The 26,068-nt window shown below is 42.8% G+C and carries 20 protein-coding genes; 16 read left to right on the top strand and 4 right to left on the bottom strand.

From position 1 onward, the window contains the following. Window position 1 precedes the first annotated feature (1 nt). The 6 genes from MHN30_RS04915 to MHN30_RS04890 all read left to right on the top strand — a co-directional run bounded on the left by MHN30_RS04915 (window position 2) and on the right by MHN30_RS04890 (window position 10,715). Window positions 2-1,177, top strand: a complete 1,176-nt coding sequence (locus tag MHN30_RS04915) for a DegT/DnrJ/EryC1/StrS aminotransferase family protein (RefSeq protein WP_239358729.1) — start codon at window positions 2-4, stop codon at window positions 1,175-1,177. A 130-nt stretch (window positions 1,178-1,307) separates the two neighbouring features. Continuing rightward, a complete protein-coding gene (locus MHN30_RS04910; protein ID WP_239358727.1) occupies window positions 1,308-3,269 on the top strand; it encodes a nucleoside-diphosphate sugar epimerase/dehydratase in 1,962 nt (653 codons plus the stop codon). A 204-nt stretch (window positions 3,270-3,473) separates the two neighbouring features. Beyond that, entirely contained in the window at window positions 3,474-5,594 is a 2,121-nt protein-coding gene (locus MHN30_RS04905; protein WP_239358725.1) for a YjbH domain-containing protein, read from the top strand. A gap of 568 nt (window positions 5,595-6,162) precedes the next feature. Further along, a complete protein-coding gene (locus tag MHN30_RS04900) occupies window positions 6,163-7,761 on the top strand; it encodes a hypothetical protein (RefSeq protein WP_239358723.1) in 1,599 nt (532 codons plus the stop codon). Window positions 7,762-8,106: 345 nt separating this feature from the next. After that, complete coding sequence (locus MHN30_RS04895; protein ID WP_130164824.1) at window positions 8,107-9,723, top strand: hypothetical protein; 1,617 nt, start codon at window positions 8,107-8,109, stop codon at window positions 9,721-9,723. Between the two features lie 314 nt (window positions 9,724-10,037). Then, on the top strand, window positions 10,038-10,715 hold the full coding sequence (locus tag MHN30_RS04890; protein ID WP_239358721.1) for a hypothetical protein: 678 nt from the start codon (window positions 10,038-10,040) through the stop codon (window positions 10,713-10,715). A 10-nt stretch (window positions 10,716-10,725) separates the two neighbouring features. Here MHN30_RS04890 and MHN30_RS04885 read toward each other — a convergent pair whose 3' ends face one another. After that, entirely contained in the window at window positions 10,726-11,016 is a 291-nt protein-coding gene (locus tag MHN30_RS04885; RefSeq protein WP_130164823.1) for a ribbon-helix-helix domain-containing protein, read from the bottom strand. Between the two features lie 21 nt (window positions 11,017-11,037). Between MHN30_RS04885 and MHN30_RS04880 the strand changes: the two genes are divergently transcribed. Continuing rightward, on the top strand, window positions 11,038-11,439 hold the full coding sequence (locus MHN30_RS04880) for a VOC family protein (RefSeq protein WP_239358719.1): 402 nt from the start codon (window positions 11,038-11,040) through the stop codon (window positions 11,437-11,439). A 197-nt stretch (window positions 11,440-11,636) separates the two neighbouring features. Here MHN30_RS04880 and galU read toward each other — a convergent pair whose 3' ends face one another. Together galU and MHN30_RS04870 are read right to left on the bottom strand one after the other, a co-directional pair. Beyond that, a complete protein-coding gene (galU, locus tag MHN30_RS04875) occupies window positions 11,637-12,533 on the bottom strand; it encodes a UTP--glucose-1-phosphate uridylyltransferase GalU (protein WP_130164821.1) in 897 nt (298 codons plus the stop codon). Window positions 12,534-12,832: 299 nt separating this feature from the next. Beyond that, window positions 12,833-15,331, bottom strand: coding sequence for a S8 family serine peptidase (locus tag MHN30_RS04870; protein ID WP_343224328.1), 2,499 nt, complete (start codon window positions 15,329-15,331; stop codon window positions 12,833-12,835). A 627-nt stretch (window positions 15,332-15,958) separates the two neighbouring features. Here MHN30_RS04870 and MHN30_RS04865 point away from each other — a divergent pair. The 9 genes from MHN30_RS04865 to MHN30_RS04825 all read left to right on the top strand — a co-directional run bounded on the left by MHN30_RS04865 (window position 15,959) and on the right by MHN30_RS04825 (window position 24,012). Next, window positions 15,959-17,482, top strand: a complete 1,524-nt coding sequence (locus tag MHN30_RS04865) for a curlin (protein WP_130164819.1) — start codon at window positions 15,959-15,961, stop codon at window positions 17,480-17,482. 117 nt (window positions 17,483-17,599) lie between these two features. Further along, window positions 17,600-17,989 (top strand): CsgE family curli-type amyloid fiber assembly protein, encoded by a 390-nt coding sequence (locus MHN30_RS04860; RefSeq protein WP_275446517.1) that lies wholly within the window; start codon window positions 17,600-17,602, stop codon window positions 17,987-17,989. A 1-nt stretch (window position 17,990) separates the two neighbouring features. Further along, window positions 17,991-18,440, top strand: coding sequence for a curli assembly protein CsgF (locus MHN30_RS04855; RefSeq protein WP_205992087.1), 450 nt, complete (start codon window positions 17,991-17,993; stop codon window positions 18,438-18,440). Then, entirely contained in the window at window positions 18,441-19,214 is a 774-nt protein-coding gene (locus MHN30_RS04850; protein WP_039494281.1) for a CsgG/HfaB family protein, read from the top strand. It begins immediately after the preceding gene. A 368-nt stretch (window positions 19,215-19,582) separates the two neighbouring features. Continuing rightward, window positions 19,583-20,926: a UDP-N-acetylmuramate:L-alanyl-gamma-D-glutamyl-meso-diaminopimelate ligase gene (gene mpl, locus MHN30_RS04845; RefSeq protein WP_130164817.1), complete on the top strand. Its 1,344-nt coding sequence runs from the start codon at window positions 19,583-19,585 to the stop codon at window positions 20,924-20,926. A gap of 5 nt (window positions 20,927-20,931) precedes the next feature. After that, window positions 20,932-21,555 (top strand): flavin prenyltransferase UbiX, encoded by a 624-nt coding sequence (locus MHN30_RS04840; protein ID WP_039494285.1) that lies wholly within the window; start codon window positions 20,932-20,934, stop codon window positions 21,553-21,555. Window positions 21,556-21,561: 6 nt separating this feature from the next. Next, window positions 21,562-22,482 (top strand): ABC transporter ATP-binding protein, encoded by a 921-nt coding sequence (locus tag MHN30_RS04835; RefSeq protein ID WP_130164816.1) that lies wholly within the window; start codon window positions 21,562-21,564, stop codon window positions 22,480-22,482. 2 nt (window positions 22,483-22,484) lie between these two features. Beyond that, window positions 22,485-23,252, top strand: a complete 768-nt coding sequence (locus tag MHN30_RS04830; RefSeq protein ID WP_010605731.1) for an ABC transporter permease — start codon at window positions 22,485-22,487, stop codon at window positions 23,250-23,252. Window positions 23,253-23,346: 94 nt separating this feature from the next. Further along, complete coding sequence (locus MHN30_RS04825) at window positions 23,347-24,012, top strand: methyltransferase domain-containing protein (protein ID WP_130164815.1); 666 nt, start codon at window positions 23,347-23,349, stop codon at window positions 24,010-24,012. 43 nt (window positions 24,013-24,055) lie between these two features. On the opposite strand, the gene MHN30_RS04820 is transcribed toward MHN30_RS04825, so the two are convergent. Further along, window positions 24,056-25,978, bottom strand: coding sequence for an EAL domain-containing protein (locus MHN30_RS04820; RefSeq protein ID WP_069020869.1), 1,923 nt, complete (start codon window positions 25,976-25,978; stop codon window positions 24,056-24,058). Between the last annotated feature and the right edge of the window lie 90 nt (window positions 25,979-26,068).

Genomic DNA, 26,068 nt, shown 5'->3' with positions numbered 1-26,068 from the left:
GATGTTAAATTCCCCGTTTTCCCCTTGGCCTAGCTTTACTCAGCAAGAAGCAGACGCAGTAAGTAAAGTTGTACTTTCTAACAAAGTGAATTACTGGACAGGTACAGAAGGGCGTGAATTTGAAAAAGAGTTTGCAGCTTGGACTGGTGCTGAATATGCGATTGCACTTGGTAATGGCACATTAGCGTTAGATATTGCGTTGAAAGCATTGAACGTTGGCGAAGGAGATGAGGTTATTACTACTCCTCGTACTTTCTTAGCTTCTGCAAGTAGTATTGTTACAGCGGGAGCTGCACCTGTATTTGCCGACGTTGACTTAAATAGCCAAGCTATTACTGCTGAGTCTATTAAAGCGGTTTTAACACCTCAAACAAAAGCAGTTATTGTGGTGCATTTAGCTGGGATGCCTGCTGAAATGGATGCAATCATGGCCCTCAGTAAAGAGCATGGCTTCTATGTTATAGAAGACTGTGCTCAGGCACATGGTGCTAAGTATAAGGGTCGTTCAGTTGGTACTATAGGCCATATAGGTGCTTGGTCATTTTGCCAAGATAAAATTATGACCACTGGTGGTGAAGGTGGAATGGTTACTACAAACTCCAAAGACCTATGGTCAAAAATGTGGAGTTATAAAGACCACGGTAAAAGCTTTGATGCCATTTACAATCGTGAACACCCCCCGGGATTTCGCTGGTTGCATGAGAGTTTTGGCACTAATTGGCGTATGACAGAAATGCAAGCGGTGATTGGGCGTATTCAACTTACTCGTATGTCAGACTGGACGGCTAAAAGGCAAAACAATGCTCAAGCGATAGATCAAGTTGCAAAAGCATTCAATGTGGTACGTACAGTGCGCGTGCCGGATTATATTGAGCATGCAGAGTATAAACATTATTTGTTTGTAAACTCTGCGGCGCTTAGGGAAGGTTGGACAAGAGATCGCATAGTCGACGAAATCAACACGCTTGGCGTGCCCTGTTTTCAAGGTAGCTGCTCAGAAGTTTACCTAGAAAAAGCCTTTGATAGTACGCCTTGGCGACCAAAAGAGCGCTTAACGAATGCAGTAGAGTTAGGTGAAACATCTTTAATGTTTTTGGTGCACCCAACGCTTACTACTGAAGAAATCAGCAAAACTTGTGAGGTAGTAAAGCAAGTACTTCACAAAGCATCACTATAAATAGGAAGGGTGCGCACGCATCCTCCATATTTTCCTCATACATTTTTGCTACTTTTGTGTATACTGCAACATGTACTATGCTTTAGTTCGTCTGCGGTTTTAATTCGGATTGGAATAAAAAGGGAACACAATGGATAGTTGGTTTCGCGCCTTACTTGGCGCTTCTCGTAGCCAAAAACGACTTCTCACGCTCGTATTAGATTCAGTTTTTATAGTCTCAGCCTTTTGGTTAGCGCTTATTGTTCGCCTTGATAGCCTAACACCACTGGCTAATTTTAATAACTGGTTAATCCTCGCGTTGTTACTCCCAATTAGCTTGGTGATATTTGTAAAACTTGGTTTATATCGCGCTGTGCTCCGTTACGTTGGGGCAAATGCCGTAGGTGCTGTTGTATTTGGTACAGTTATTAGTACCGTGATTTTAGTGTTGTCTTCATTTTTTACGCAAACCGCCATTCCTCGTACTATGCCCTTTATTTATGCGTGGTTGATGATACTTTCAGTGGGGGGCTCGCGTATTTTGGTAAGAGCACTTATTTGGCGATTAACCTCATTTACTAAAACCCCAGTGGTTATTTATGGCGCTGGAGATGCTGGTCGGCAGTTAGCTACTGCGCTAGCAACAGGGCCTGACTATTATGTTACGGCGTACCTAGACGATGACGCTACCAAACATAATGCTATTATCCAAGGGATCCCCGTTGTTGCCTTTGACGAAATCTATAATTTGATAGATAAAAAGCGAGTGCATAAGGTTTTGCTTGCTTTACCAAGCGTATCGCGTTCTCGCCGTAAAGAAATACTCACTAAGTTAGAAAAACTGCCGCTCGAGGTGATGACGGTGCCAGGTATGGCAGACGTTATCGACGGTAAAGCGCAGCTTAATGAGATAAAAGAAGTTGAAATTGAAGACTTATTGGGCAGAGACCCAGTAGCGCCACAAGCAGAGCTGATGGCTGCAAATATAAAAGATAAAGTCATTATGGTAACCGGTGCAGGCGGTTCTATAGGTTCTGAACTATGCAGGCAAATTATATTAAATGGACCTAAAAAGCTGGTGCTTTTTGAGGTGTCTGAGTTTGGTTTATATAGCATTGAAAAGGAGCTGAATCAGCTTGCATTGAATAAAGGTGTATCATTGGAAATAGTACCAGTGATGGGGTCAGTGCAACGTATCAACCGTATTGAAACTTGCATGAAAGCCTTTGGGGTGCAAACTGTCTACCATGCCGCAGCCTACAAGCATGTACCGCTTGTAGAGCAAAATGTTGTTGAGGGTGTTCGTAATAATGTATTTGGTACTTATTACACGGCTAAAGCCGCTATTAACGCAGGAGTAGAGACCTTTGTATTAATCTCTACAGATAAAGCGGTGCGCCCTACCAATGTAATGGGTGCAACCAAGCGTATGGCAGAGTTAGTGTTACAAGCCTTGGCTGAAAGTAAAGTAACGTCTAAAAATACCCGTTTTTGCATGGTACGTTTTGGTAATGTGCTTGGTTCTAGTGGTTCAGTTGTGCCTCTATTCCGTAAGCAGATTAAAGAAGGTGGACCAATTACCTTAACGCATAAAGATATCACCCGGTTTTTTATGACCATACCGGAAGCTGCGCAGTTAGTTATTCAGGCGGGTGCCATGGGTAAGGGTGGTGACGTATTTGTGTTAGATATGGGTGAATCTGTTAAGATCAAAGACTTAGCGACCAAAATGGTGCATCTTTCTGGCTTAGAAGTTAAATCAGAGTCAAACCCTCATGGCGATATTGAAATTGAATGCACAGGATTGCGCCCAGGTGAAAAGTTATATGAAGAGTTATTGATTGGTGACAATGTAGAAGAAACCTCTCATCCACGGATCATGACGGCCAACGAGGTAAAACTGCCAATGGCAGAGCTAGAGTCTTTTATGAGTGCAATGGACACGGCTTGTCATAATTTTGATCATGAGCTTATTCGTAAACTGTTGCTAGAGGCGCCTACGGGCTTTAATCCTACAGACGGTATTTGTGATTTGGTGTGGAATGAAAAACGCCAAGTGCTTGAAGCGCAACGTGAGTCCGAGCAGAAAGTGGTTAATTTAAGAAACGCGTAACGATCTTATCGCGGAGCTATGTATCCGTAGCAGCGACTTTATGTCGCGACGCTTATATCTCGGGATAAACCCGCTGCTACGAGGTTGGGTTTTTCTATACTTCATTGTACGATGTCTACATAATACTTATAACGGTGGCTGAGCTGGTTAATTTGCTCTGCCACATTTAATTCAAGAATTGAAAATAAAAATCGGTCTGCGCACATGTCAAAAATAAATACGATTCTTGCAGGTAGCATTGCACTTGCAAGCATACCTGTTTTAGCTGATACCCAAATAAATAACTACACTGCATTTGCGGGGTACACTGGTATTTTTAATACCCCTACTGCCGAGGTGCTTGAAAAGGGAAGTATAGATATTGGTTACAATAACCAACTTGATCACAGTGGCAATGGCTACTTCGATGGTCACAACTATATTTTCTCAGCGGGTGTGTTTGACGGTTTAGAGGTAAGCGGTATGATTGCTTCTAATACAATGCATGACAATCTTTTTACTGCTAAAGCTAATGGTGAAAATCAAACTCGCGACCTTTCATTTAACTTAAAATATCAACTCCCTTTTGTGCCTAAAGAGTGGTTTAACTTAGCTGTAGGTGGTAAAGACCTTGGCGGAGCGGCAAATAACTATGAAACCTATTATTTGGCAGGTTCTCGTGAATGGAACGACTTTAGATTTTCAGCGGGTTTTGCGGTAAGCGATCGCGCAACCGGGCAAATGGATGGCGCATTTGCGGGTATTGAGTGGCAGCCACTAGACTGGCTAGCTGTGCAAGTGGAACATGATGCTGATGCGGTTAATGCCGGTTTGCGCTTAACAGTACCAAAAGCATGGATTTACGATGTGGGTACTTTAACGCTTACCAGTAAGTTTTACAGTAATACTGATCACGCTGAAAAAGACACCTTTTGGGGTGTAAACTTCTCCATGCCTTTGTTTGAGCAGGCAACATTAAATGACCCATTAGAAGCAGCTCCAGCGCCAATGCTTGACGCAGACGCCAAGCGAGAAGCCGCATTTAAAGCTCATTATGAGGAGCAGCGCCGTCTCGCCCGTAAACCTCTTCCTGAAGCGAAAAAAGAAGTCACAGAGCGTGATGAATATAAAAAATCTCTAACAATGCAAACGCGCGCTTTAAAAGCGGCGCTCTTGGAAGACGGCTTTGAGTCGGTAAGTGTTGGCTTCAATCGAGACCCTCATGTTGTCGTGAGTTTTGAAAACTATGTTTTTAATCGCAACGACATAGATGCAATTGGTTTAGTATTAGGTCGTATTGCTGAACATGTGAACGAGCCGAACGCGCAGTTTACTGTTCAATTGCTAAATCGTGGTATTCCAATGTTAGCATTGCGAGGCCACATTAATAATTATAGAGAGTTCGTAAATACTGGCACTACACCTGATATGGATATTCGTCGAGGCGAAATGGACCCAATTGGTAGTGTGTCTTGGGTTGGTATGCCAAAGGCAAATAGCGCGTACTTTAAACCAAGATTAACCGTTGGTCCTGCACTGGACTCAAGGTTGGCAACGGAGCTGGGAGTTTATGATTTTTCACTCGCCTTAAAAGCAGATGTTGATGTACCAATGTGGTATGGCGGTGGTATTAATTTAAGTGCCGAAACCGAAGTTGCGAATACGAGTGACTACGATGATGGAAAAGCATTTGGTCGTTTGGCTAAACAAAGTGGCTTAACACAAGCGACTATCTATCAAACATTTGCACTGCCTTATGGTATTTATAACCAAACACATATCGGCTTTTTTAAAGAGTTTAATGATTACACAGGTATTAAGAACGAAACAACTTGGTTGAGTGACAATGGTCGTCATCAATTTTCAGCAGAGCTTGGATACTTTGAGTATGATGATTATGACTTAGATAAGGATTATCAAACCTTGTCTTATCGTTATAACTGGGTTGAGCAAGATGTTAGTTTTCATGCCACAGCTGGTAAGTTCTTTTATGAGGATAGTGGCGTTAAGCTAGAAACGCGCTTTTGGTTTGGTGACAGTTACGTGTCCATATTTGCGCAAGATACTGATGTGCAAATCGCGGGTATATCTTTTAGCATTCCACTTACACCTAGAAAAGACATGGCACCAACACGTTATGGTCAAGTTAAAGGAAATGAGGCGTGGCGCCATGCTGCAAGTACGCGAATTGGTGAATCAAAAAATGCCATTGCTGTAGGTCGCGGCCATTTAGTAAATACACCGGTTAATATTGATAAAACATTCCTCAATCAAGGTCGTTTATCGAGCAGCTATGTATATAGTAACTTGGCTCGACTAAGAGAAGTGTATTTGACCTATAAATAAGAGATGGTCACGGGTAAGCCTGCGATAATTAGTAGCGGCGACTTTATGTCGCGATGCGTTTATCGCGGGATAACCCACTGCTACCAAAGTGGTATTTAGGTGTGTTTTCACGGAGTAAGCCGTGCGGAGTAACCCCGTGGTTTCGGGTCGCGATTCTCTTTTTAACTTTATATCGTGACGCTCGTGAAGATAGCTGCATTGAAGCAATCGCTACACATTTACAATTTAAACCTCGTTAATCAATAATCATTATGTTGCAATTATTTGCGATAAATTTAACTTCATTCATTGTGTATTTAGTGTACCAACGGTATCCTACTTTCAAACTAAATCAAGCGGTTGGATCTAGCGCTTTACTGTGATAAATTAGCGGGGTCATTGTGGGCTGTTTATATCTTGGTCATAGTTTTGACTGTAAAGCCCATGTTGAATCGGGTCAGGGAGTGACTTAGTCCCTGTCTGTAATGCAAATTTTAATTTGAAGCTTTCATTGCTAGCAATGGGGCTTTTTTTATGTGTTAACACGCTAACGTGGCGTTGTTAATAAAAAAGAAAACAAGGACTAATCATGATTGCAAATAAAAAATCTCTTCTTGCGCTCTCTGTAGCGTCTGCGCTAACGCTTTCAGGCTGTTTTAGCGATGATGACAACAACGTAACTATCACGCCTCCACCGGAGCCTACTGATCCAGTAATCGTTGCACCTGAGACTCCTGATGCGCTATCGCTAGTTGTAAACGGCAACGTTGTTAATGCAGACTTCGACGCGATCAAAGCTCAAGTAACTCTACTTGAGAATGGTGAACTAAGTGCAAACACTGTTGACGTAAATGGCACTGCAGTAAACGTGATTGACGCAACTGAAGGTGACTTTACTTTCACACTGAAAGAAGGCGCTTCTGTTGATTCAATTACTGTTAACGTAACAGCTGAAGGTTATGTATCTAAGAGCTTTATTGTTGATTTAACACTTGCTGAAGGCGAGTCTGTAGTCCCTGCTCAACTAGAGCTTGTTTCTAAGAACGCTGAAGGCCTAGCTGATAAAGTTGTAGAAGCTTCTGTAACTGATGCGACAACTGCTGAAGTAATCTCTGCAAAAGCTGAATCTGGTAAAGCAGGTGCTGACGTTTCGGTTCCAGCAAATACTCAGCTATTTGATGCAAACAACAACCCAGTATCTGGTTCTACAATTTCACTAAATGTTACTGCTGCTGATAGCACGTCAGCAAGTGCGGGTGCTATTCTTCCTGAAGGTCTTAACGCAGCAGGTGCTGCTGAAGTTAAAACTCCAGTTGCTGTAACTAACATCGTAATGACCGACGATGCTGGTAACAAAATCAAGAAGTTCAGCAAGCCTATCGAAGTAACAATGGCAATTCCAGCTACAACTACACTAAGTAGCGGTGAAGCTGTACAAACGGGTGATGAACTAACGCTAACTTCTCACAACGAAGACACGGGTGTTTGGTCTACTGAGACAAACAAAGTAACTATTGGTGCTTTGAATGAAGAAAACGGCACATATGCTGGCTCATTCATGACTGACCACCTTACGTTTTTCTCTGCGGTAGATACATTCGATGCATGTCAATCAGACATCAATGTAACTTTCTCTGGTGACGAAATCCCAGCTAACGGTTTAACTGTTAAGATGGAATCTAGCGACTATAAAGCGTCTGTACAAGCAAAAGCAGGTTCTACATCACAAACTGTTATTTCTGCAAACAAGGCATCACAAAAAGGTATTGCTGCGGATGCAACTGCACGTGTAACTGTTAAAGACAAAAACGGTAACACATGGTTCGATAGCGAAACTGAAGTGTCAGTTTGTGGTAACGTAAACGTTGCATTATCTAACCCTGTTACACTGGTTGCTGAGTCATTCGCAGTAACTGCTGTTTGTGAAAACGACAACACAGTAACGACACCACTAACAGGTGCTGTAGTTAAATACCGTTTAGAAAACAAAGGCTTTGAATCAGCTACAGGTACTGGCGGTACATACGAGCTAACAGACCTAGTAGAAGCTTCTTCATATGAAGTACGCGTAGTACCACGTGGTGCTAAGTTTGCGGGCCTAGGCGCTCAAAACTTTACTATCACAGCAGATGGTACTGATGAGTCAGCTGAAATCACTGTAGCATGTGACGAAGTAACTGGTTCTTAATAACTATCGACTAAGGTTAGCCTTCATTAAGGCAAATTACGTCTTAGTAAGATTAAAAAGCCGCTTAAATGCGGCTTTTTTGTGTCTGTTTCTCATTCAGTGGTTTCTTTTAAAAGGTGTTGCCGTGCGACCTTGTATATAAAAAATGTCAGTAGTCGTTACGATAACCCAAGGTTATGAAGTAAAAGCTCATGCCAATCAAAAACTAACTAGCAAGTCTTAGTATAAAAATATTTTAATTACTAGCTGGACAATCTTTGAACTTTCTCTATATTTAAGTTTCGATGTAATAAAACGCGCGTTAGTGCCGCTTGGCACTTTCAAAAAAGGGAACAAGGACCAATCATGATTTCGAACAAAAAATCTTTACTCGCTTTATCTGTAGCTTCAGCTTTGGCACTTTCGGGTTGTTTTAGCGATGACGATAACAATGTGGTAATCACTCCGCCACCTGAGCCAACAGATCCGGTGGTTGTTGCACCAGAAACTCCAGCAGCTTTAGCATTTGCTGTAAGTGGTAATGTAGTTGATGTTGATACTGTTGATATCGTTGCGCCGGCGACAATTACCTTTTTTGAAGATGGAGAACCAACCTCAAATTTGGTTAACGTCAATGGCGACGCAATCACTCAGATTGCTACAGAAGATGGTAGCTATACCTTTACTGTAAAAGAAGGGGCGAATGTTGGGATTGTAACTGCAGTAGTCGCTGCTGATGGTTATTTTTCAAAAAGCTTTGACATCGACTTAAGTAATGAAGATTCGGCAGCAACGCTAGAAGCTGAATTGGCGCTTGTGTCAAAAGGTGGTGACGAAGTTGCTGAGGCAAGCGTTTCTGAAAGTGTGGCTGACGCTACAACAGCCTCTCCTATTACAGCAGCGGCTGCAAAAGGTAAAGCAGGTTCTGATGTAACGATTCCTGCAGGGGTACAACTAAGAGATGCAAGTGGTAATGCAGTTACAGGTACTTCTGTATCATTAACTGTTGGCTCTGCAGATCCGACGTCTAGCAAGATTTCAGCTGTTTTGCCTGCAGGGTTGAGTGCAGGTAGTACAACCAGCATTAAAAAGCCAGTTGGTGTAAGTAATATCGTTATGCAAGATAACAACGGAACTAAGATCAAGCAATTTAGCCAAGAGATCGATGTTTCAGTTTCACTTCCTGTCGCAACCTTAGCACCATCGGGTGATAGAACAATTCAAACAGGAGACCAGTTTGATGTTTCTTCAAATAACGAAGATACTGGTAAATGGCAGTCAGAAACGAATAAAGCAACTGTTGGTGTGTTAAACGCTGAAGGTACTGCTTACAAAGCATCTTTTAAAACCGATCACCTTACGTTTTTTACACTGTCTCGTTCAGTTCCAATTTGTACGCAAGGTATCACTGTTAATGTGACTGGCGATGCTGTTCCTAGTTCAGGTCTATATGTAAGTATGACCTCTGCTGATGCAAGTGTATCAAGTTATTTACGCGGTGGTAGTACGTCAAAAACAGTTGTGTCAGCTAGCACTTCAGCGCGTTATGGTATTAGCTCAACAGCAACAGCACGTGTAGTTATCCGTGATGCTGCAGGTAACGTGTGGGGAAATGCTTCATCAACGAATGCTGAAGTTCCGGTATGTAGTGGTCCAGTTTCGATCACGCTAGCAAATCCAATTCAAACCACTGTTAATGAAAATGTAACTGTTAGAGCTGTATGTTCTAACGATACGACAGTAACAGAAGTTATCCCAGGTGCGATTGTAAAGTATAGATCAAGTACGACTAAGCCATTCCGCACAGCAGCGAACAATGGTGATGGTACTTTTGCACTGTCAGCACTAAACGGTGATGTTGCGTCATATGCGGTTAGTGTAGACCCTCGAATTTCAGCACCATTTACAACGTCTATTACGCCTGATGGAACAGATGAAACCATCGATGTTTCAGTAGCTTGTGACACTGTAACGGGTAGTTAAGTAAAGAATGATTAGTCCAATCAGTTAAGCCGCGGAGACGCGGCTTTTTTCTTGCCTAAATTTTAAATATTCTTATTCATAAAATCATACTCCCAGAATTAATCTTTCTTTCGTAGCAAAGACTTAATGTCGCGACTGTTTTTATGCTTTTACGTCGAGATTCTTTCTAGGAGTTTATGTGAAGGTGACGCTATGACGCTCCTGCCGACGGACAAGCCTGTGCTCCAGATGGGAAGGTGACTATCAAACTTCCGAAAAAGACTAAAAACCGTTAAACTTAAGATCTTTAGTATACTCAATACGTTGACTACAGTATGAAATCTCATTTAGGCCGCAGAGCATTTTCCACTATGGAGCTTCATACCTTGTTTAACGGTTATATCTACTCAGATGAAAAGCTAAAGCGTGAGCAGCCTAAACATTGGCATTTTTGGCTACCTTTGCTGAGTTATTACACTGGTGCGTATAGTGATGAAATTGGCTCACTTACACTTAATGATGTTTACTACGAAGACCACGTTCACGTACTTCACTTTAACACCCATGGCAAAATTCAACCGCGAGTGGTGCCTATTCATCCCGCATTATGGCAAGCAGGACTGGAGCAATATCTAGCATTGGTAAAACAGCAAGGACATCGACGTCTTATGTTTGATTTACCAGCAAAAACTGGTCGTTATAGCGAGAAAGTTAGAATATGGTTTTCTGGAGAGGGGGAAAGACAGGGGTATCTACAAAAATGTGGTTTACCCAATGTTGATCAGCAGGGAATGAAAACGGCGATCAGCAGTTTACGACTAAACTTCGAGCAACAAATCAGAATATCAGCTATTCAGCTCGGGACTAAAGACAGTTTTCAATATTTATTGGGTTTAAAGCAAGATGGACATGAAGTTACGCGCCCACCTTTTCATTTGCTCAAGCAGGTTATTTCCCCGATCCGGGTTATTAATCCCAATATCACATGGCAACGCTTTTTGGATCGGCATTAAAACGTAGTACTCAGTTACTACCACTTCTTACGTTAAGCGCATTATTATTTGCAAGATAAGTCAAACAAGTAACACGCAGCATAGACGCCAAGTTTTTAATCTCACCATGACGTTCAATCACTTCTTGGTAAAGTAAGGAAATAAACTCGGCAAGGCCTAGATCTTCCCGTTGAGCTATGGTTTCTAATACTTGCCATATTTCATTTTCTAACGCGAGGCTAGTAACAGCTCCTTGAATGCGAATAGAACGTTTGGTTACTTCGTAACGATGAGGCTCTGTTGATGCGTAGAGTTCACACATATAAATTCCATAGGTAAAGTAATGGCAAAAATGATCCACTCAATGATCAGAGTAAAAGACGCTGATCGTTCAATTAAATTTTATCATGATGTATTTGCGTTGGTAGTGAAACGACGTATCGACTTTAATGATTTTTCTCTTATCTACCTTGGCAACGATGAAACTTCGTTTGAATTGGAGCTAACTTGGAATCGTGACACTACGGTAGATTATACAATCGGTAATGGCTACGGGCATTTGGCTTTCGCTACTGATAGCCTACAGGCTATCTACAACAAGGCTCAAAAGAATAGTTATTACCCTAAAGAAATCAAAAATTTTTATAATCAAAATCAAAATGTATTAATAGCAAGATTCTTTTTTATTAAAGATCCTGATGGTTATGATATTGAAGTAATTGAAAAAAGTGATGTGTATCGGTAGTAACGGGTTTATCTTGCGACCAAGGTTAGTGGGTTGCAACATAAAATCGTTAAAGGATTCGCGACCTAAAGTCGCTGCTACGAATGTACACAAACCTGTATCTGGGGGGATCCGGAGACTAAGGTTGGCAATTTCGACATAAAATCGTTGTTACGAATGTACATAGACCTGTAGCAGCGGGTTTATCCAGCGACAAATTAAGATGCTAGGCTTAATTGATGAAAGCGTTTCAAAAATTGCGAAAACTCTTCACCTAATTGCTCATCGCGAATAGCATATTCAACAATGGCTTTAAGGTAACCAAGCTTGTCGCCACAATCGTGCGAACGACCGCTCATATGAAAAGCCTCAACGGTTTCCTGTTCCATCAACATATCGATAGCATCAGTTAACTGGATTTCTCCACCAGCACCGACTGGCGTTTTTCTTAGCAATGGCCAAATATTTTTTGAAAGCACATAGCGGCCAACAACTGCTAGGTTAGAAGGTGCTTCTTCTATGGCTGGCTTTTCTACCATATGCTTTATTGCACTACTTTCACCAGGAAGTAGCGACACACCGTTGATATCTGCAATACCATACTTGCAGACATCCTGCTGTGGTACAGGCTCTAACATAATTTGACTGGCTTTCGTTTGCTTGAAACGAGATAGCATTGCAGCTAAATTTTCATTTCCCTGATCGGCTGTGTATTCATCCAAAATGACATCGGGTAGTACAACAACAAAATCATTATCCCCAACAATAGGTTGCGCGCACAAAACCGCATGGCCAAGACCTTTAGCTTCACCCTGACGCACATGCATAATCGTAACATCTTCAGGGCAAATCGAGCGTACTTCTTGTAAAAGTTTACGCTTTACACGCTTTTCAAGGGTTGCTTCCAATTCAAAGCTGGTATCAAAATGGTTTTCAATTGCATTTTTTGATGAGTGAGTCACTAACACAATTTCTTTAATACCTGCGGCAACACATTCTTTGACAATATATTGGATAAGTGGCTTATCTACCAAAGGCAACATTTCTTTAGGAATGGCTTTGGTCATTGGGAGCATCCTAGTTCCTAACCCTGCGACTGGGATCACTGCTTTCATATTATCTCCGATTTAAATCTTGCTGCCTTTTCTCGACATAGTCGGCAATTTTAACCGTTATAAGCTAAGTTGCAAACGAATTTATGTTGCAATATGTACGGTTGTTAATTGAGGTTTGGTTTTTAAATTTAGCGGAGAAAGTCCCAGCACCAAAATAATGGTTATCGACCCTCTGGTGGTAAAGGTATAAGTCACCTTTACCTGCTTCTTCTCCAGGTATTAAAACAGGCCCTTTTAGTATTTTCATTGCACAAAAAAGCCCCTTTCGGGGCTTAAATTAACCTTTAGATATGGAATAATTAAAAGTTAACTGTGATTTCGTTTGAGCAGATTTCACCAGATTGACATACTTTATATGTGTAGCTGGTGGCTTCTAAATCACGTGAGAAGTCTCTGAACTTACCTGTGTTTGCGATTGTTTCAAGTGCTTGACCATCACGGTAAATCGTTACTTCATCAGCACTGCTGCCTTGCCATGAGAGCTCTACGCGGATAAAGCCTAAGCGAGACTTATTAGCGCGAATCAGCGATAGCTCAACCTCATCAGTGCTAACCGTAACAGACTGAGTGGTTGTGTGGCTGTTGCCTTCACTATCAGTCACCGTTAGAGAGACACTGTACTCACCAGATGCTGCAAATTCATGAATTGGGCTTGCGTCAGTACTGATGCTGCCATCACCAAAGTCCCATGCCCAACTAACGATATCATCATTCGGATCACGGCTTTCATCAGTGAATGTCACGGCAAGGCCGGAAGCTGCAAAGCTAAAGCCCGCAACAGGAGGTTGAGGTGATGCTTCGCCTAGACCTGTTAGGTTTAGTGTCCAGCTGTTCAATGTACCAGTATCGATACCTGCATTATCTGAGACAGACAATGTCCAATCACCCGTTGCAACTTCACCATTAAATGCCGCAGAGTTAAAGGTTTGGTTAATGTCATCAGCACCGCCACCTTGACGGTTATGTAGTGTTGCTACGGTTCCAGCAGGAGAAGTAAGCGTAACAATTAAGTCGCCGATGTAGGTGTGTGTAATATCCACTAAGGTATTGCTATCAAATACAGTAACGGTGTCAGCCACAGTGATCACAGAAGTAATACCTGAAGCATCGTTATCTGGAATGTCTACCGCGGTAGTATTTTCATAATTGAAATCACTTAACCCTTGAGGTAATACATACAGTCCTACTTGCTCTTGATCGGCAAGTTCGCCGGATGTTGCGTTAAGCGTGAAGCTATACTCACCCCACTGAGTTGAAGCTGCAGTTGGTACAGAAAGTGTTACTGTATCGCCTGGCATCGCAGTAGTTGCAGACAGCGTTGCACCTGCAATTGGTGAAGTAACGGACAAATCAATAGTGCCCTGCCAGTCAGCGACTGAAGCAAAAGTAAATTCGTATGTTGCAGTATCGCCCGCTGTGATTTCTTGATTAGCAGGACGAGCTGATACTCTAAAGCCTGGCTCTGGATCCGCATCAATTACAGCTTGATTCACATTTAAGCGCTTACCAGATACTGTTTTATCTGTAAGGTCAGCATTAACATCACCACTTTGCATCAGTAGGTTTTTAAGCTCAATAGCAGTGAGTGTCGGGTTGATAGAAAGTACTAGGGCCGCTGCACCAGCAACGTGAGGCGTCGCCATCGAAGTACCTGAGTAGCTTGAGTAACCACCACCCGGAACGGTAGATAAAATTGCGCTACCTGGCGCACCCATGTCTACAGACGTTAGACCCCATTGTGAAAATGAAGACATCGCGTCAGTGTGGGTTGTACTAGCAATAGAGAATACGCTGTCGTGCTCGTAGCTTGAAGGATAGTGAGGGTTTACATCGTTATCTACCGCACTGTTACCGGCCGCTGCCACAAATAAGATGTCCGCGTTTTCACTTGCAGTGATTGCATCAGAGAGTGCTTGGCTAAAGCCGCCGCCGCCCCAGCTGTTATTAGTAACGCGAACGTTGTGACCGGCATTTTTAAGCGCTACGATATAGTCAATACACTCAATCGCATCTGAAGTTGAGCCTGAGCCTGATGCATCTAGGAATTTACAGCCTACGATTGAGACTTCATGGTTCACACCAGCAACGCCTGTAGCGTCGTTGCCTGAGGCACCGATAGTACCTGAAACGTGTGTACCGTGACCTTGGTCGTCCATCGGATCGCCACTACCTGTGATGGCGTTAATACCGTGCACGTCATCAATATAGCCGTTACCATCATTATCAATGCCATCTCCAGCGATCTCTCCTGGATTGCGCCATGCGTTTGCCGCGAGATCTGGGTGAGTATAATCAATACCCGTATCGATCACACCGACGATAACATCACGTGAACCAATAGTGATATCCCATGCTTCAGGGGCATCAATATCGGCATCAGCGGTACCACCAGTTTGACCTGTGTTATGCATACCCCAAAGTTCATCAAAGCGACTATCGTCAGGAATTCCAAGTGCTTTTACTTGATAGTCTGGCTCGACATATTCGATGGCAGGGTGGTTAGCTAGTTTTTCAATTGCTTGCTTTGCTGTGATGCTATCTAGTTTAAAGTTTGCTAGGCGACCTTTTAAAACATTGCGATATTTGTCGTCTACGCCATCAGCGTTCAAATCCGCCATCTTGGCTTTTACAAGGTTTCTTGCATTGGCACGAAGTGCAGCAGAAGTGTTTTCTTTAAACACAACTAAGATGCTGTCATCTGCGGTTGCTGTTGTAGTTTCGATTTGAACAGCTGCTTGAGAAGTGAAAGCAAGTACAGGAAGCAAAGCCAAAGACAATGCAGAAAGTTTAGATCTCATATTAATAACCTTTTTAATTTCAAGCGTATCCATCAATACACAATTTTTGAGTTGGTAGTTTTTCTGGTAGTGGCTGTGGTCTTTTTGGCAACGTCTTAAAACCTAGACCCAGATATTGAGCAGTGCAATGTAAAAAAAGAGTTAATTAATAAAATCAGTTTTTTTTACTGATTTTTAATTTTTGGAATAGATTATTTGGTTCTTTTTTATGGGTTGAGTGGATATGGTTACGATTGAACTTTAGTCATACTTTTTTTGTACCTCCATATTTTATTCGTAATTTTGTGTGAGTGTACTCTTGTACTTTATTGAAATTAATAAAGTATTTTTTTCATAAAATCTTCTTATTTATCTTCAGTTGTTCCCATCTTAGAGTTAAAGGTGACAAGACGTAATAAAATATATTATTTCAACATATGAATTTGCTGACTTTGATATAGATTATGTTTTTCACTAAAAATGTAACACTCTGGTAACTGGCACAGGTGGGAGCGACTCAAGAGTAATGAGTCATAACAGGACGTTAGTTAAGTGGAAAGTTGCAGTTGGCTGAGTTCGGCAACAACTCAATGCCTGCACCGATCACTTAATTGAAAAATAATATAATAAATCTCTAAGGAGAACAGTGTGAAGTTTTCAAAATCAATCGTGAGTTGCGCTATCGCGCTTGCGTTAACACATTCAGTTACAGCACATGCTGAGGCAAAATCAGATAATAAACCACTTTCAACTTCTGCACTTTCACAAGTGGAGCGTGCAAGTGGAACAAGTAACGAACTCAAACTTTCACAAACGTCAGGTAGCCAAGGTGGTAACGAGTTAGCTTCGGTGCAACTGGGTACTTCTAACCTGACAGATGTGACTACGATTGGCGACAACAATATTACTGAGGCCGATCAGAATGGTACTGGTAACGTCGCTATTATTACGACCACCGGAAATAACAATAACCAAGTATATAGCCAAGATGGTGAATCTAACGGCGCATTAACTGAGGTTACTGGTGATGATAACGCGATTGACATTCAGCAATCAGGTAGCGGGATCCTTGGGATTAACAACGAAGCCATCAATGTGATTAATGGCGATCAAAATACGATTACAGTATCTCAAGGTTCTGGCGGCCAATGGTTCTACAACCTAAATATGCAAGGTAGCCAAAACGAAGTTACAGCGACACAAACAGGTACGTGGAACGAAGCGACACTTGAGTCAGTACAAGGTGACATGAACCAAATCACCTTAGATCAAGATGGTGTGTACAACCAATATAAAGTAGTTAGTCTACAAGGTAATGAAAACGAAATTGAATCGAGCCAAAGCGGCAACTTCAATGTTATCTCTGTAGAGACTGTGATTGGTGATGACAACCAAGTTGAGATCGAGCAATCGGAAGGTGATAGCAATACGGTTAACGTATTTGAAATTACCGGAGACAATAACGAGCTTACTATCGATCAGGAAGGTTCAACTAACACTTTCGCGTCAGATTTATTAGTTGGTAACGATAATGAAGTGATGACTGAACAACGTGGCGACGAGAACAAAGTCCAAGCAGACGTGATCGGTGATAATAACGAATTTACTGCGATGCAAATCGGTAATGGTAACGAGATGTATCTTGGTGTTGCTGGCGAGAACAATGAATTCTCAGCAACTCAAGTAGGTGATGCGAACATCGCACACATTGCGAACTTCAACGGTAGTGATAATGATGTTGATGTTACCCAAACGGGTGATGAAAACGAGGCAGTGGTGCAGTCATCTTATCCAGACGTTAGCCTGGCAAGTAATGATAACGCAGTTGATATTTCACAAAGTGGCACTGGCAATGGTGTTGTTGTAACAATGAGCAGCGTATTTGATAGTAGCTCAAACCAAGTGGATATTGCGCAGTCTGGCGAGTTCAACGCGATTGATCTGATGCTTGAAGGCAGTCGCAATATGCTAGACATCACACAAAATGGTAGCAACAACTTTGTGATGGGTATGGGTTCTGAGGCATTCATCATCAATGGCGATGATAATGCGTTTACAGTAAGCCAAATTGGTGACGGCAACTTAGTCCAAGGTGGAATTACAGGTAGTGGTCAAAACATTACCGTAACTCAGGTTGGTGACAACAACGTTGCGACTATCACTCAGCAATAACTAAGTAATTTAGATAGGGGGCAAAACCAGCCCCCATATTTTGTACTATTCAGCTAATCAAAGACATCAATGTGAATCTCGTCAGCAAAGACATTCTACGCCGTGAGTAAACAAATAATGATAAGAATAATAACACTCTTGAGCGCTATGCTCGTTTCTAATTTTTCACTGAGTGCACAAGAAGATGTAGAAATTGAGGGTTTAGTGATGGATCAGAGTATTAGCCGATTTGGTCACCAGTTTTACTTTCAATTTTCACAGTTGTGGAGAGATGTTCCTAATACCTCGGGAATTAATATCACGGTTAAAGAAACGGTTTTGCCAAGAGCTGGCACTCGGTTAGAGGTATTAATGAACAGTCGCGCAGTGTACGCAACAGCAATGGGAAGAAGGGGCGGTTCCGTTGATGAACGAGTTGAAACTGCTATTTTCACCATTATGGACGCGATGGCGAGAGAACAATATCAACAGCATGGTTCAGAAGATTTAGCAGCAAGTGGGTGGTAACATGACAACAATAAAAACAACAATCGTGTGCGCTGGTTTAATGCTACTTAGCAGTGCTAATGTGACAGCGACTGAGCTTGTATATAAACCAATTAACCCTGCATTTGGTGGTAATCCGTTAAATGCCAATATGTTACTGAGTAAAGCACAATCTCAAAATAAGCACAGAGCACCAATCATAGAAAAAACCTATGACGAAAAGTTTCAAGAATCACTCGAGCGTACGTATCTCAACCGTTTGGTAAGAGAAATCACGGATGTTGCGTTTGGTGATGACATCAAAGACAGTATATTTGATCAGGATGCGACATTTATGAGTGGCGACTATCAAATCCAAGTGATCACCAGTACATCCGACACCATCACGGTTAGAATAACAAATACAGCATCGGGTGAAGAAACAATTCTAGAGGTCCCCAGATTTGCCTCATCAGCTGGTGGAGGATATTAAATGCTCCGCGTAATTTTATTGGTATTTTTATTACTGCTCGGCGGTTGTTCTAGCATGTCTCGCGTGTTGCCACCTTCGCAAAGTATAGCAATTGAGCTGACCGACACTGAAACCTTTGCAGAACTAAAAAATTTACCTACACCTAAAGGGCGAATCCCTGTCTCTGTTTATTCATTTCGCGACCAAACTGGGCAGTATAAACCACAAGATAATGTAAGTTCATTTTCAACAGCGGTAACTCAAGGCGCTAACTCTATTCTAATGCAGGCACTACACGAAACGGATTGGTTTATTCCGGTAGAGCGTGAAGGGCTACAAAACCTGCTGACTGAGCGCAAAATTATTCGTGCAGCAAGTGATGATAATGACACAAACGCTTTACCACCTTTAATGACCGCAAAGATCATTTTAGAAGGCGGGATCATCAGCTATGACTCTAATATCCGAACAGGTGGTTTGGGGATGGAGTATTTTGGCATAGGTGCATCTGAGCTTTATCGTGAGGATGTTATCTCCATTTATATGCGCGCAGTTGATGTTCGTACTGGGCAAGTGTTGCTCTCCGTCGCGAGTAGCAAAAAGGTGCTATCCATGGAGGTTCGGGCAGGGTTTTTCCGCTATGTGAGTTATAAACGTTTGGCTGAAGCCGAAGCGGGTTTTAGCGATAACGAACCGATGCACATTTGTGTAACCCAAGCGATAGAAAAAGCGCTGACTTTGATGGTACAACAAGGCATTGAAAAAGGCGTGTGGTCGGCCGCTACCGCATCGTAGGTCGCGCTTTAGCGCGACAAACCTTTACCACAACGCTTCCTTTTGCATGGCACGCATTACCAACCTTAGGTCGTGCTTTAGCACGACAAACCTTTACCACAACGCTTCCTTTTATATGGCACGCACCACCAACCGTAGGTCGCGCTTTAGCGCGACAAAACCTTCACCACAACGCTCGATTTTACACGGCAGACACCACCAACCGTAGGTCGTGCTTTAGCACGACACAACCTTGAGCACGTGCTCCATACTACCCACTTTAAAATAAAGAATAATACTGGTGCATGAGATTCAACAATAAAGTCAGCCACCAATAAGCTGAGTATGTTAATCTAAATAGCAATGAAATAATAAAGAACGCTAACATCATGCACGTACATATTTTAGGGATTTGCGGTACCTTTATGGGCGGGATCGCAGCCATCGCTCAATCATTGGGGCACAAAGTCACAGGTTCAGATCTCAATGTTTACCCGCCGATGAGTACACAACTTGAATCACTCGGAATAGAACTAACTCAAGGGTACGACCCTCAACAGCTCATCGATGTTGAGCCTGATGTGGTGATCATCGGCAATGCCATGAGCCGTGGTAATCCGTGCGTTGAATACGTTTTAGAAAAAGGTATGCGTTATACCTCAGGCCCTGAATGGTTAAAAGACCATGTATTACGCCAGTCATGGGTGTTGGCTGTGGCCGGAACGCATGGCAAAACAACCACTGCAAGCATGTTAGCGTGGTTACTCGAATATGCAGGATTACGCCCAGGTTTTTTGATCGGTGGCATAGTGCAAAACTTTGGTGTGTCGGCGCGCACGTCAGATACGCCATTCTTTGTTATCGAAGCCGACGAATACGATACGGCGTTTTTCGATAAACGCAGCAAGTTTGTCCATTACTTACCTCGCACGTTAATACTCAATAATCTTGAATATGATCACGCTGATATTTTTCCAGATTTAAATGCCATTCAAACCCAGTTTCATCATTTAATTCGCACGCTACCCAGCCAAGGCAAGGCCATATATCCAGCGGATGATGCTGCGTTACAAAACGTCATTGAACGTGGTTTTTGGAGCGAGCAGGAATCCCTTGGTAAAGAATGGTCGTATAACTTGCTCAAGGCTGACGGCTCTCGCTTTACGGTATTATTTGAGGGCGAAGAAAAAGGCGAAGTAAATTGGCAAGCGATTGGTGTGCATAATGTCAAAAATGCCATGATGGCGATTGCGGCGGCAAGACATGTGGGTATTCCAATCGAGGTAAGTATCGAAGCGCTAGGGCAATTTATTTCTCCCAAACGCCGTATGGAAATTAAAGGGGAGGTCAATGGCGTTACTGTCTATGATGACTTCGCGCATCACCCTACGGCAATAGCAACGACCCTAGCAGGGCTTAGGGCCAAAGTTGGAGATGCACCTATCATTGCTATTTTAGAGCCTCGCTCAAATACGATGAAGCTTGGCATTCATCAAGAAACCTTATTGCAATCCCTTGATGTGGCAGATGAAGTGTATCTATTCGAACCAGATGGCCTATCTTGGTCTCTTAAAGCACAAGCCGAAGCCGCGGGTCGTCAGTGTTTTGCAAGCGTAGATGAGATTGTCGCACAGGTTGTGACAAATCAAGCACCAAACCAGCATGTGCTGATCATGAGTAATGGTGGTTTTGGTGGCATCCACGACAAACTTTTAACTGCATTGAAAAAGTAATCACTATGTCAGAACAAACATTTAATGGGCCAATTACGCTGGCCTTTAGTGGTGCGTCGGGCGCCCCATACGGACTGAGATTACTCGAGGTATTAGTGTCGTTAAACTATCAAGTTTACGTGCTAATCTCGAGCGCAGCCAGAGTGGTGCTGGATACTGAGTCCAATCTAAAACTCTCAGGTAATGAACAAAAAGCAACGGAGCAACTAGAGGCGCTTTTCTGTGCTAAAGATAAGCAAATTCAGGTATTTGGTAAAGATAACTGGTTTAGCCCTGTAGCATCTGGCTCGGCGGCACCCAAGCAGATGGTGGTGTGTCCGTGTAGCGCAGGAAGCGTGTCAGCCATTGCGCTTGGGGCATCTGATAATTTACTTGAGCGTGCAGCAGATGTGGTGATCAAAGAGCGTGGCCAATTAATATTAGTGCCGCGTGAGACGCCCTTTAGTCCAATTCATCTTGAAAATATGCTCAAGCTGAGCCGCTTGGGGGTGACTATCATGCCGGCAGCGCCTGGTTTTTATCATCAGCCACAAAGTATCGACGATTTGGTCGACTTTATGGTGGCCCGTATTTTAGATCATCTACACATCGAGCATACCTTAGCGAAGCGCTGGGGTTATGGAGAATAATAAAATATGACAATAGCACTGAACATCAAAGGGTTAAAGAAAGTTTATAGTAACGGCGTCGAAGCGGTTAAAGGCATTGATCTCGAAGTTCAAGAAGGGGATTTCTTCGCGTTGCTTGGTCCAAATGGGGCGGGTAAATCTACCACAATAGGGGTTATTGCCTCACTGGTGAATAAAACCCAAGGCAGCGTAGCGGTTTTTGGCCATAGTATTGATACTCATTTGGAAGACGCTAAGTCGAACTTAGGTTTAGTACCACAGGAATTCAACTTTAGCCAATTCGAGACGCTAAACCAAATTCTAGTGACTCAGGCGGGCTATTATGGTGTGCCAAGAGACGTTGCCCATCAGCGAGCCGAGAAGTATCTCAAACAACTAGGGCTATTTGATAAAAAAGACAAGCAAGCTCGCACGTTATCTGGCGGTATGAAACGTCGTTTGATGATTGCAAGAGCATTGATGCATGAGCCTAAGCTTCTTATTTTGGATGAACCTACCGCTGGTGTGGACATTGAACTACGCCGTTCTATGTGGGACTTTTTGCGTGAAATTAATAAGCAAGGCGTAACGATCATACTCACAACGCATTACTTAGAAGAGGCAGAGCTGTTGTGCCGTAATATTGCGATTATTGATAAAGGTACGATTGTTGAGCACACGACCATCAAGGCATTACTCGCAAAGTTAGACAAAGAAACGTTTGTACTTGATCTTAAGCCGCCCATGCAGCCTGTGGCACTCGATGGTTACCAATTTACCACCGTTGATGACCATACTATTGAGGTAGAGGTAGCTAAGTCGCAAGGGCTCAATGGGGTATTCACACAACTCACAGAGCAAGGTAATCAAGTATTAAGTATGCGTAACAAAGCTAACCGTTTGGAAGAGTTGTTTGTTGGCTTACTGGAGCAGGGGAGAGGGGCATAATCGTGTTGAAATATGGCGTCGCGTTAAAAAGTATTTGGATAAAAGAGTGTATTCGGTTTTTACGTATTTGGGTGCAAACCTTAGTACCGCCAGCGATCACCATGACACTTTATTTTGTGATATTTGGCAGTTTAATCGGCTCGCGCATTGGTGATATGGGTGGCTTTAGTTACATGGAGTTTATTGTTCCTGGCTTAATCATGATGTCGGTGATCACCAACTCCTATTCTAACGTCGCTTCTAGTTTTTATTCCACCAAGTTTCAAAAGAGCATTGAAGAGCTACTCGTTGCACCTGTGCCTAACTATATTATTGTACTTGGCTATATGGGCGGTGGTATGGCGCGAGGTATGCTCGTTGGGCTTATTGTTACTATCGTCAGTCTGTTTTTTGTGGATATTCAAATTCACAACCTAGCGGTTATTGTTATTACGGTTATTTTAACGTCAGCCGTGTTTGCATTAGGCGGTTTGATCAATGCGGTGTTTGCCAACAGTTTCGACGATATTAGTATAATCCCAACCTTTGTGCTGACACCCCTGACTTATCTTGGCGGTGTATTTTACTCAATCACATTACTACCGGAGTTTTGGCAAGGTGTGTCGCAGGTAAATCCAATCATTTATATGGTAAATGCCTTCCGTTTTGGCTTTTTAGGTGTTTCGGACGTTGATATTGGCGTCGCCTTTACGGTATTAGGTGTATTTATATGTGGTCTATTTTGGTTGTCACTGCACTTAATTAAACGCGGTGTTGGACTAAGACACTAATCGCAGGATAAAGAATGAGCGCTGCCATCAATTGCAGCGCTCTTGCGTTATTTCAGGTAAAATCCTTACCATTCCTCCTTAATAATGACTGGTTATGACAGAAGCAAACTCTCGTAGTATCACCACTAATCAACAAGGGCTACACGAAAAGCTCGATGAAATCGTTACTAAGCATCTAACCGCTGAGTTTAAAAAACCCATTGCGGCACATACACAAAGTGCTTTCGATGAGGTTAATGCACGAGTACAGGCCTTTAATGGACCGATTATTTTGGATTCATGTTGTGGTGTTGGTGAAAGTACTGCAAATTTGGCGAAGCGACACCCTGATGCGTTGGTAATTGGCATCGACAAGTCTGCGCATCGACTAGATAAACACGATGTTGAATATAAACAAACGGAACAAGGCCAATATATTTTGGTGCAAGCCGATCTCAATGACTTTTGGCGATTAGCGCTGGAAGCAGATTGGCAGCCAACTCACCATTATTTGCTGTATCCTAATCCGTGGCCGAAAGCTAAACATATTCAAAGACGCTGGCATGGTAGCGCGGTGTTCCCTTTTATCGTCAAGTTAGGCGGCAAGTTGGAGCTGCGCAGTAATTGGGATATTTATGTAAAAGAGTTTGCCAGAGCTTTGGCGCTTAGCGGTGTTGATGTTGCAGTGGAAGCCTACGAAAGTGATGAGGCTATTACACCCTTTGAACGTAAGTATTGGGCAAGTGGCCAATCTAGTACCCGCTTAGTCGTAACGCTTTAATTTAACCTATTACAGATCTACACTTCAAATTGATAAAAGCGGCTTAAAGATGGCCGCTTGCTTTGCCTATCCAGCTACCTTCTAATCTTGCAACGCCTGCTGCTTCCAATTGTTTTGCCTGTTTGCTGGTGGCAACACAGGGTACAATCAAGTCGATCCGCTTGGCATTGCAATGACTTGCAAGATATTCAATGGAGCTCAGCAGCATCTCATCTTCATCCAGGTTTTCACAAATACTGGCTTCTAAACAAATGGCATCCAGTGGGAGTTTTAAGATCCGGTTGATGGTAAGAAAGCCGCTATTCACACCCGTTACCGCAACATTTGCACCTTTTGCTTTTAATGACTGCATCATTAAGCTCATATCACTAAAGTTTTTGAGTACATCCGTTTCATTAAACTCAAATGTGATGAGCTGTGGCTGCGGGTAACGGCGTAGGATCTGGCTGATATATTCAAAATATTCCGCATCCGCGATTTCACTGTGGCTCAATTGCATGCTCCAAGCATGATTTGATTTACGAAAACGGGTGACGCATAACTCAAGTAGCTTCATACTAATTTGGGCGCGGAGTTTTGGTTGCTTCATCACTGGGTAAAAATGTTCGGCGTCGATGATAGCGCCGCGCTCGTTAAGGACGCGTGCCGTGCAATGGTACTGAATGTCAGCATGATCATGACAAGCTTTACGCGGCGTAAAGAAAGGAATGATGCGGTCTGATTCACACGCGCTTTGCAGTAAACGGGTGAGGTGGAGATTTTTTGATTGTTGTTGAGGATTCAGTTGCAGCTGAGAATCAAAATAACACACTTGGGTATTTTGCTGTTGAGCCTGACGTAGCGCGAGAAAGGCATTTTCAAGTAACAGCGCGCAATTGCCTTTAGCAACACCCGCACACAAATTAACGTATAAATGCGGCGCGTCGTATATGGGTTTTGCACAAGGGAATGACTCTGTTAAGTTCGCCAAATAATGCTCACCGTTTTCGATACTGGTAACTAGCGCAATTTTAGAGGTAGTAAGGCGATAAACTTCAAATGGATGGGTAAACTCACTAAAGTAGCTCATGACTTTTGCCATAACGTTATCGCCAACTTCCGTGCCATAGAAGCTAATGATATCCTCAAGCTCTTTAACCCATACTACGCTTAAGCATAGGTGTTGCGATTTAGAATATTTAAGTGCTTGCTCAAGGGCGATTCGGTTGCCAAATCCGGTGCGACTATCTGTTGTTAAAGTCTTCTTGTAGTACATAAAGTACAAGCTCACGACGACCAAAAACATCACAAAGAAGAAGCTAGCGTCAATGGCGGCATCCATCACACTTTCTTGTAACCGGCTTTCTAAATCGTGAATGGTTAAGTCAGCACCTGCTATATAAGTAGTGCCATCGGGTAGCACAAAAGGAATAAACACACTTTTAAAGTGACCCCATTTGTCTTTGGCTATTTCAAATACAGGTTCGGTAGAATGAAAGGCGCTTTTTAGGGTAATCGAGGCCTCAGAATAAACGTCTTGGTAACGTGTAAGTCTGTTGAGTTTAAGGTCTTCCCGGGTGTAACTGGACGCGGTAAAGTGCACGTAAGGTGGTTTAAGCACCATGGTATAGACGTATTCAACATTTAGAGCTCGGGCAAGCTCGGTGAGGGCATGACTTTTTTGCTTAAATTCGGCTGGGGTTATTTGCTCTGGTGACTCGTGATATTTTTTACCTACAATGACGTTGGCGCTGGTGGCAGCATTGATTAGCTGGGCGTCGATCCTTGCCATGATATCGCGGCGCGTATCATAATAGTTGGCGATAACATAAATCGATAGGGCAGCTAAAAAGATAAAAGAGGCTAAAACGAGCCAAGCAACTGGGAGTCGGGAAGTGTAACCTGTGAGCCCTAAAAACTGAGTTGCTTTTGCTGTAGGCTGCCTAGATTTAGCTTTGAGCGGTTGAGCGATACTCCGAGTATTCATGATAATCCTTTATCCACAATATCGTTATCTAACAACGATAAAATACCTAACTGGCGTAAGCGTGGTGGCTGCTTTGTTACATAATATAAA

Source organism: Pseudoalteromonas sp. OF7H-1, from assembly GCF_022347825.1.
GTDB classification, from domain to species: domain Bacteria; phylum Pseudomonadota; class Gammaproteobacteria; order Enterobacterales; family Alteromonadaceae; genus Pseudoalteromonas; species Pseudoalteromonas maricaloris.
The sequence above is the reverse complement of the archived record's forward strand: the minus strand, read 5'-3'. Positions and strand labels throughout refer to the sequence as shown.

Excerpts from the sequence above, each read along its gene's own strand:
- MHN30_RS04915 (WP_239358729.1), top strand. The coding sequence starts at position 2 with ATGTTAAATTCCCCGTTTTCCCCTTGGCCTAGCTTTACTCAGCAAGAA.
- MHN30_RS04910 (WP_239358727.1), top strand. The coding sequence starts at position 1,308 with ATGGATAGTTGGTTTCGCGCCTTACTTGGCGCTTCTCGTAGCCAAAAA.
- MHN30_RS04905 (WP_239358725.1), top strand. The coding sequence starts at position 3,474 with ATGTCAAAAATAAATACGATTCTTGCAGGTAGCATTGCACTTGCAAGC.
- MHN30_RS04900 (WP_239358723.1), top strand. The coding sequence starts at position 6,163 with ATGATTGCAAATAAAAAATCTCTTCTTGCGCTCTCTGTAGCGTCTGCG.
- MHN30_RS04895 (WP_130164824.1), top strand. The coding sequence starts at position 8,107 with ATGATTTCGAACAAAAAATCTTTACTCGCTTTATCTGTAGCTTCAGCT.
- MHN30_RS04890 (WP_239358721.1), top strand. The coding sequence starts at position 10,038 with ATGAAATCTCATTTAGGCCGCAGAGCATTTTCCACTATGGAGCTTCAT.
- MHN30_RS04885 (WP_130164823.1), bottom strand. The coding sequence starts at position 11,016 with ATGTGTGAACTCTACGCATCAACAGAGCCTCATCGTTACGAAGTAACC.
- MHN30_RS04880 (WP_239358719.1), top strand. The coding sequence starts at position 11,038 with ATGGCAAAAATGATCCACTCAATGATCAGAGTAAAAGACGCTGATCGT.
- galU (WP_130164821.1), bottom strand. The coding sequence starts at position 12,533 with ATGAAAGCAGTGATCCCAGTCGCAGGGTTAGGAACTAGGATGCTCCCA.
- MHN30_RS04870 (WP_343224328.1), bottom strand. The coding sequence starts at position 15,331 with ATGAGATCTAAACTTTCTGCATTGTCTTTGGCTTTGCTTCCTGTACTT.
- MHN30_RS04860 (WP_275446517.1), top strand. The coding sequence starts at position 17,600 with ATGATAAGAATAATAACACTCTTGAGCGCTATGCTCGTTTCTAATTTT.
- MHN30_RS04855 (WP_205992087.1), top strand. The coding sequence starts at position 17,991 with ATGACAACAATAAAAACAACAATCGTGTGCGCTGGTTTAATGCTACTT.
- MHN30_RS04850 (WP_039494281.1), top strand. The coding sequence starts at position 18,441 with ATGCTCCGCGTAATTTTATTGGTATTTTTATTACTGCTCGGCGGTTGT.
- mpl (WP_130164817.1), top strand. The coding sequence starts at position 19,583 with ATGCACGTACATATTTTAGGGATTTGCGGTACCTTTATGGGCGGGATC.
- MHN30_RS04840 (WP_039494285.1), top strand. The coding sequence starts at position 20,932 with ATGTCAGAACAAACATTTAATGGGCCAATTACGCTGGCCTTTAGTGGT.
- MHN30_RS04835 (WP_130164816.1), top strand. The coding sequence starts at position 21,562 with ATGACAATAGCACTGAACATCAAAGGGTTAAAGAAAGTTTATAGTAAC.
- MHN30_RS04825 (WP_130164815.1), top strand. The coding sequence starts at position 23,347 with ATGACAGAAGCAAACTCTCGTAGTATCACCACTAATCAACAAGGGCTA.
- MHN30_RS04820 (WP_069020869.1), bottom strand. The coding sequence starts at position 25,978 with ATGAATACTCGGAGTATCGCTCAACCGCTCAAAGCTAAATCTAGGCAG.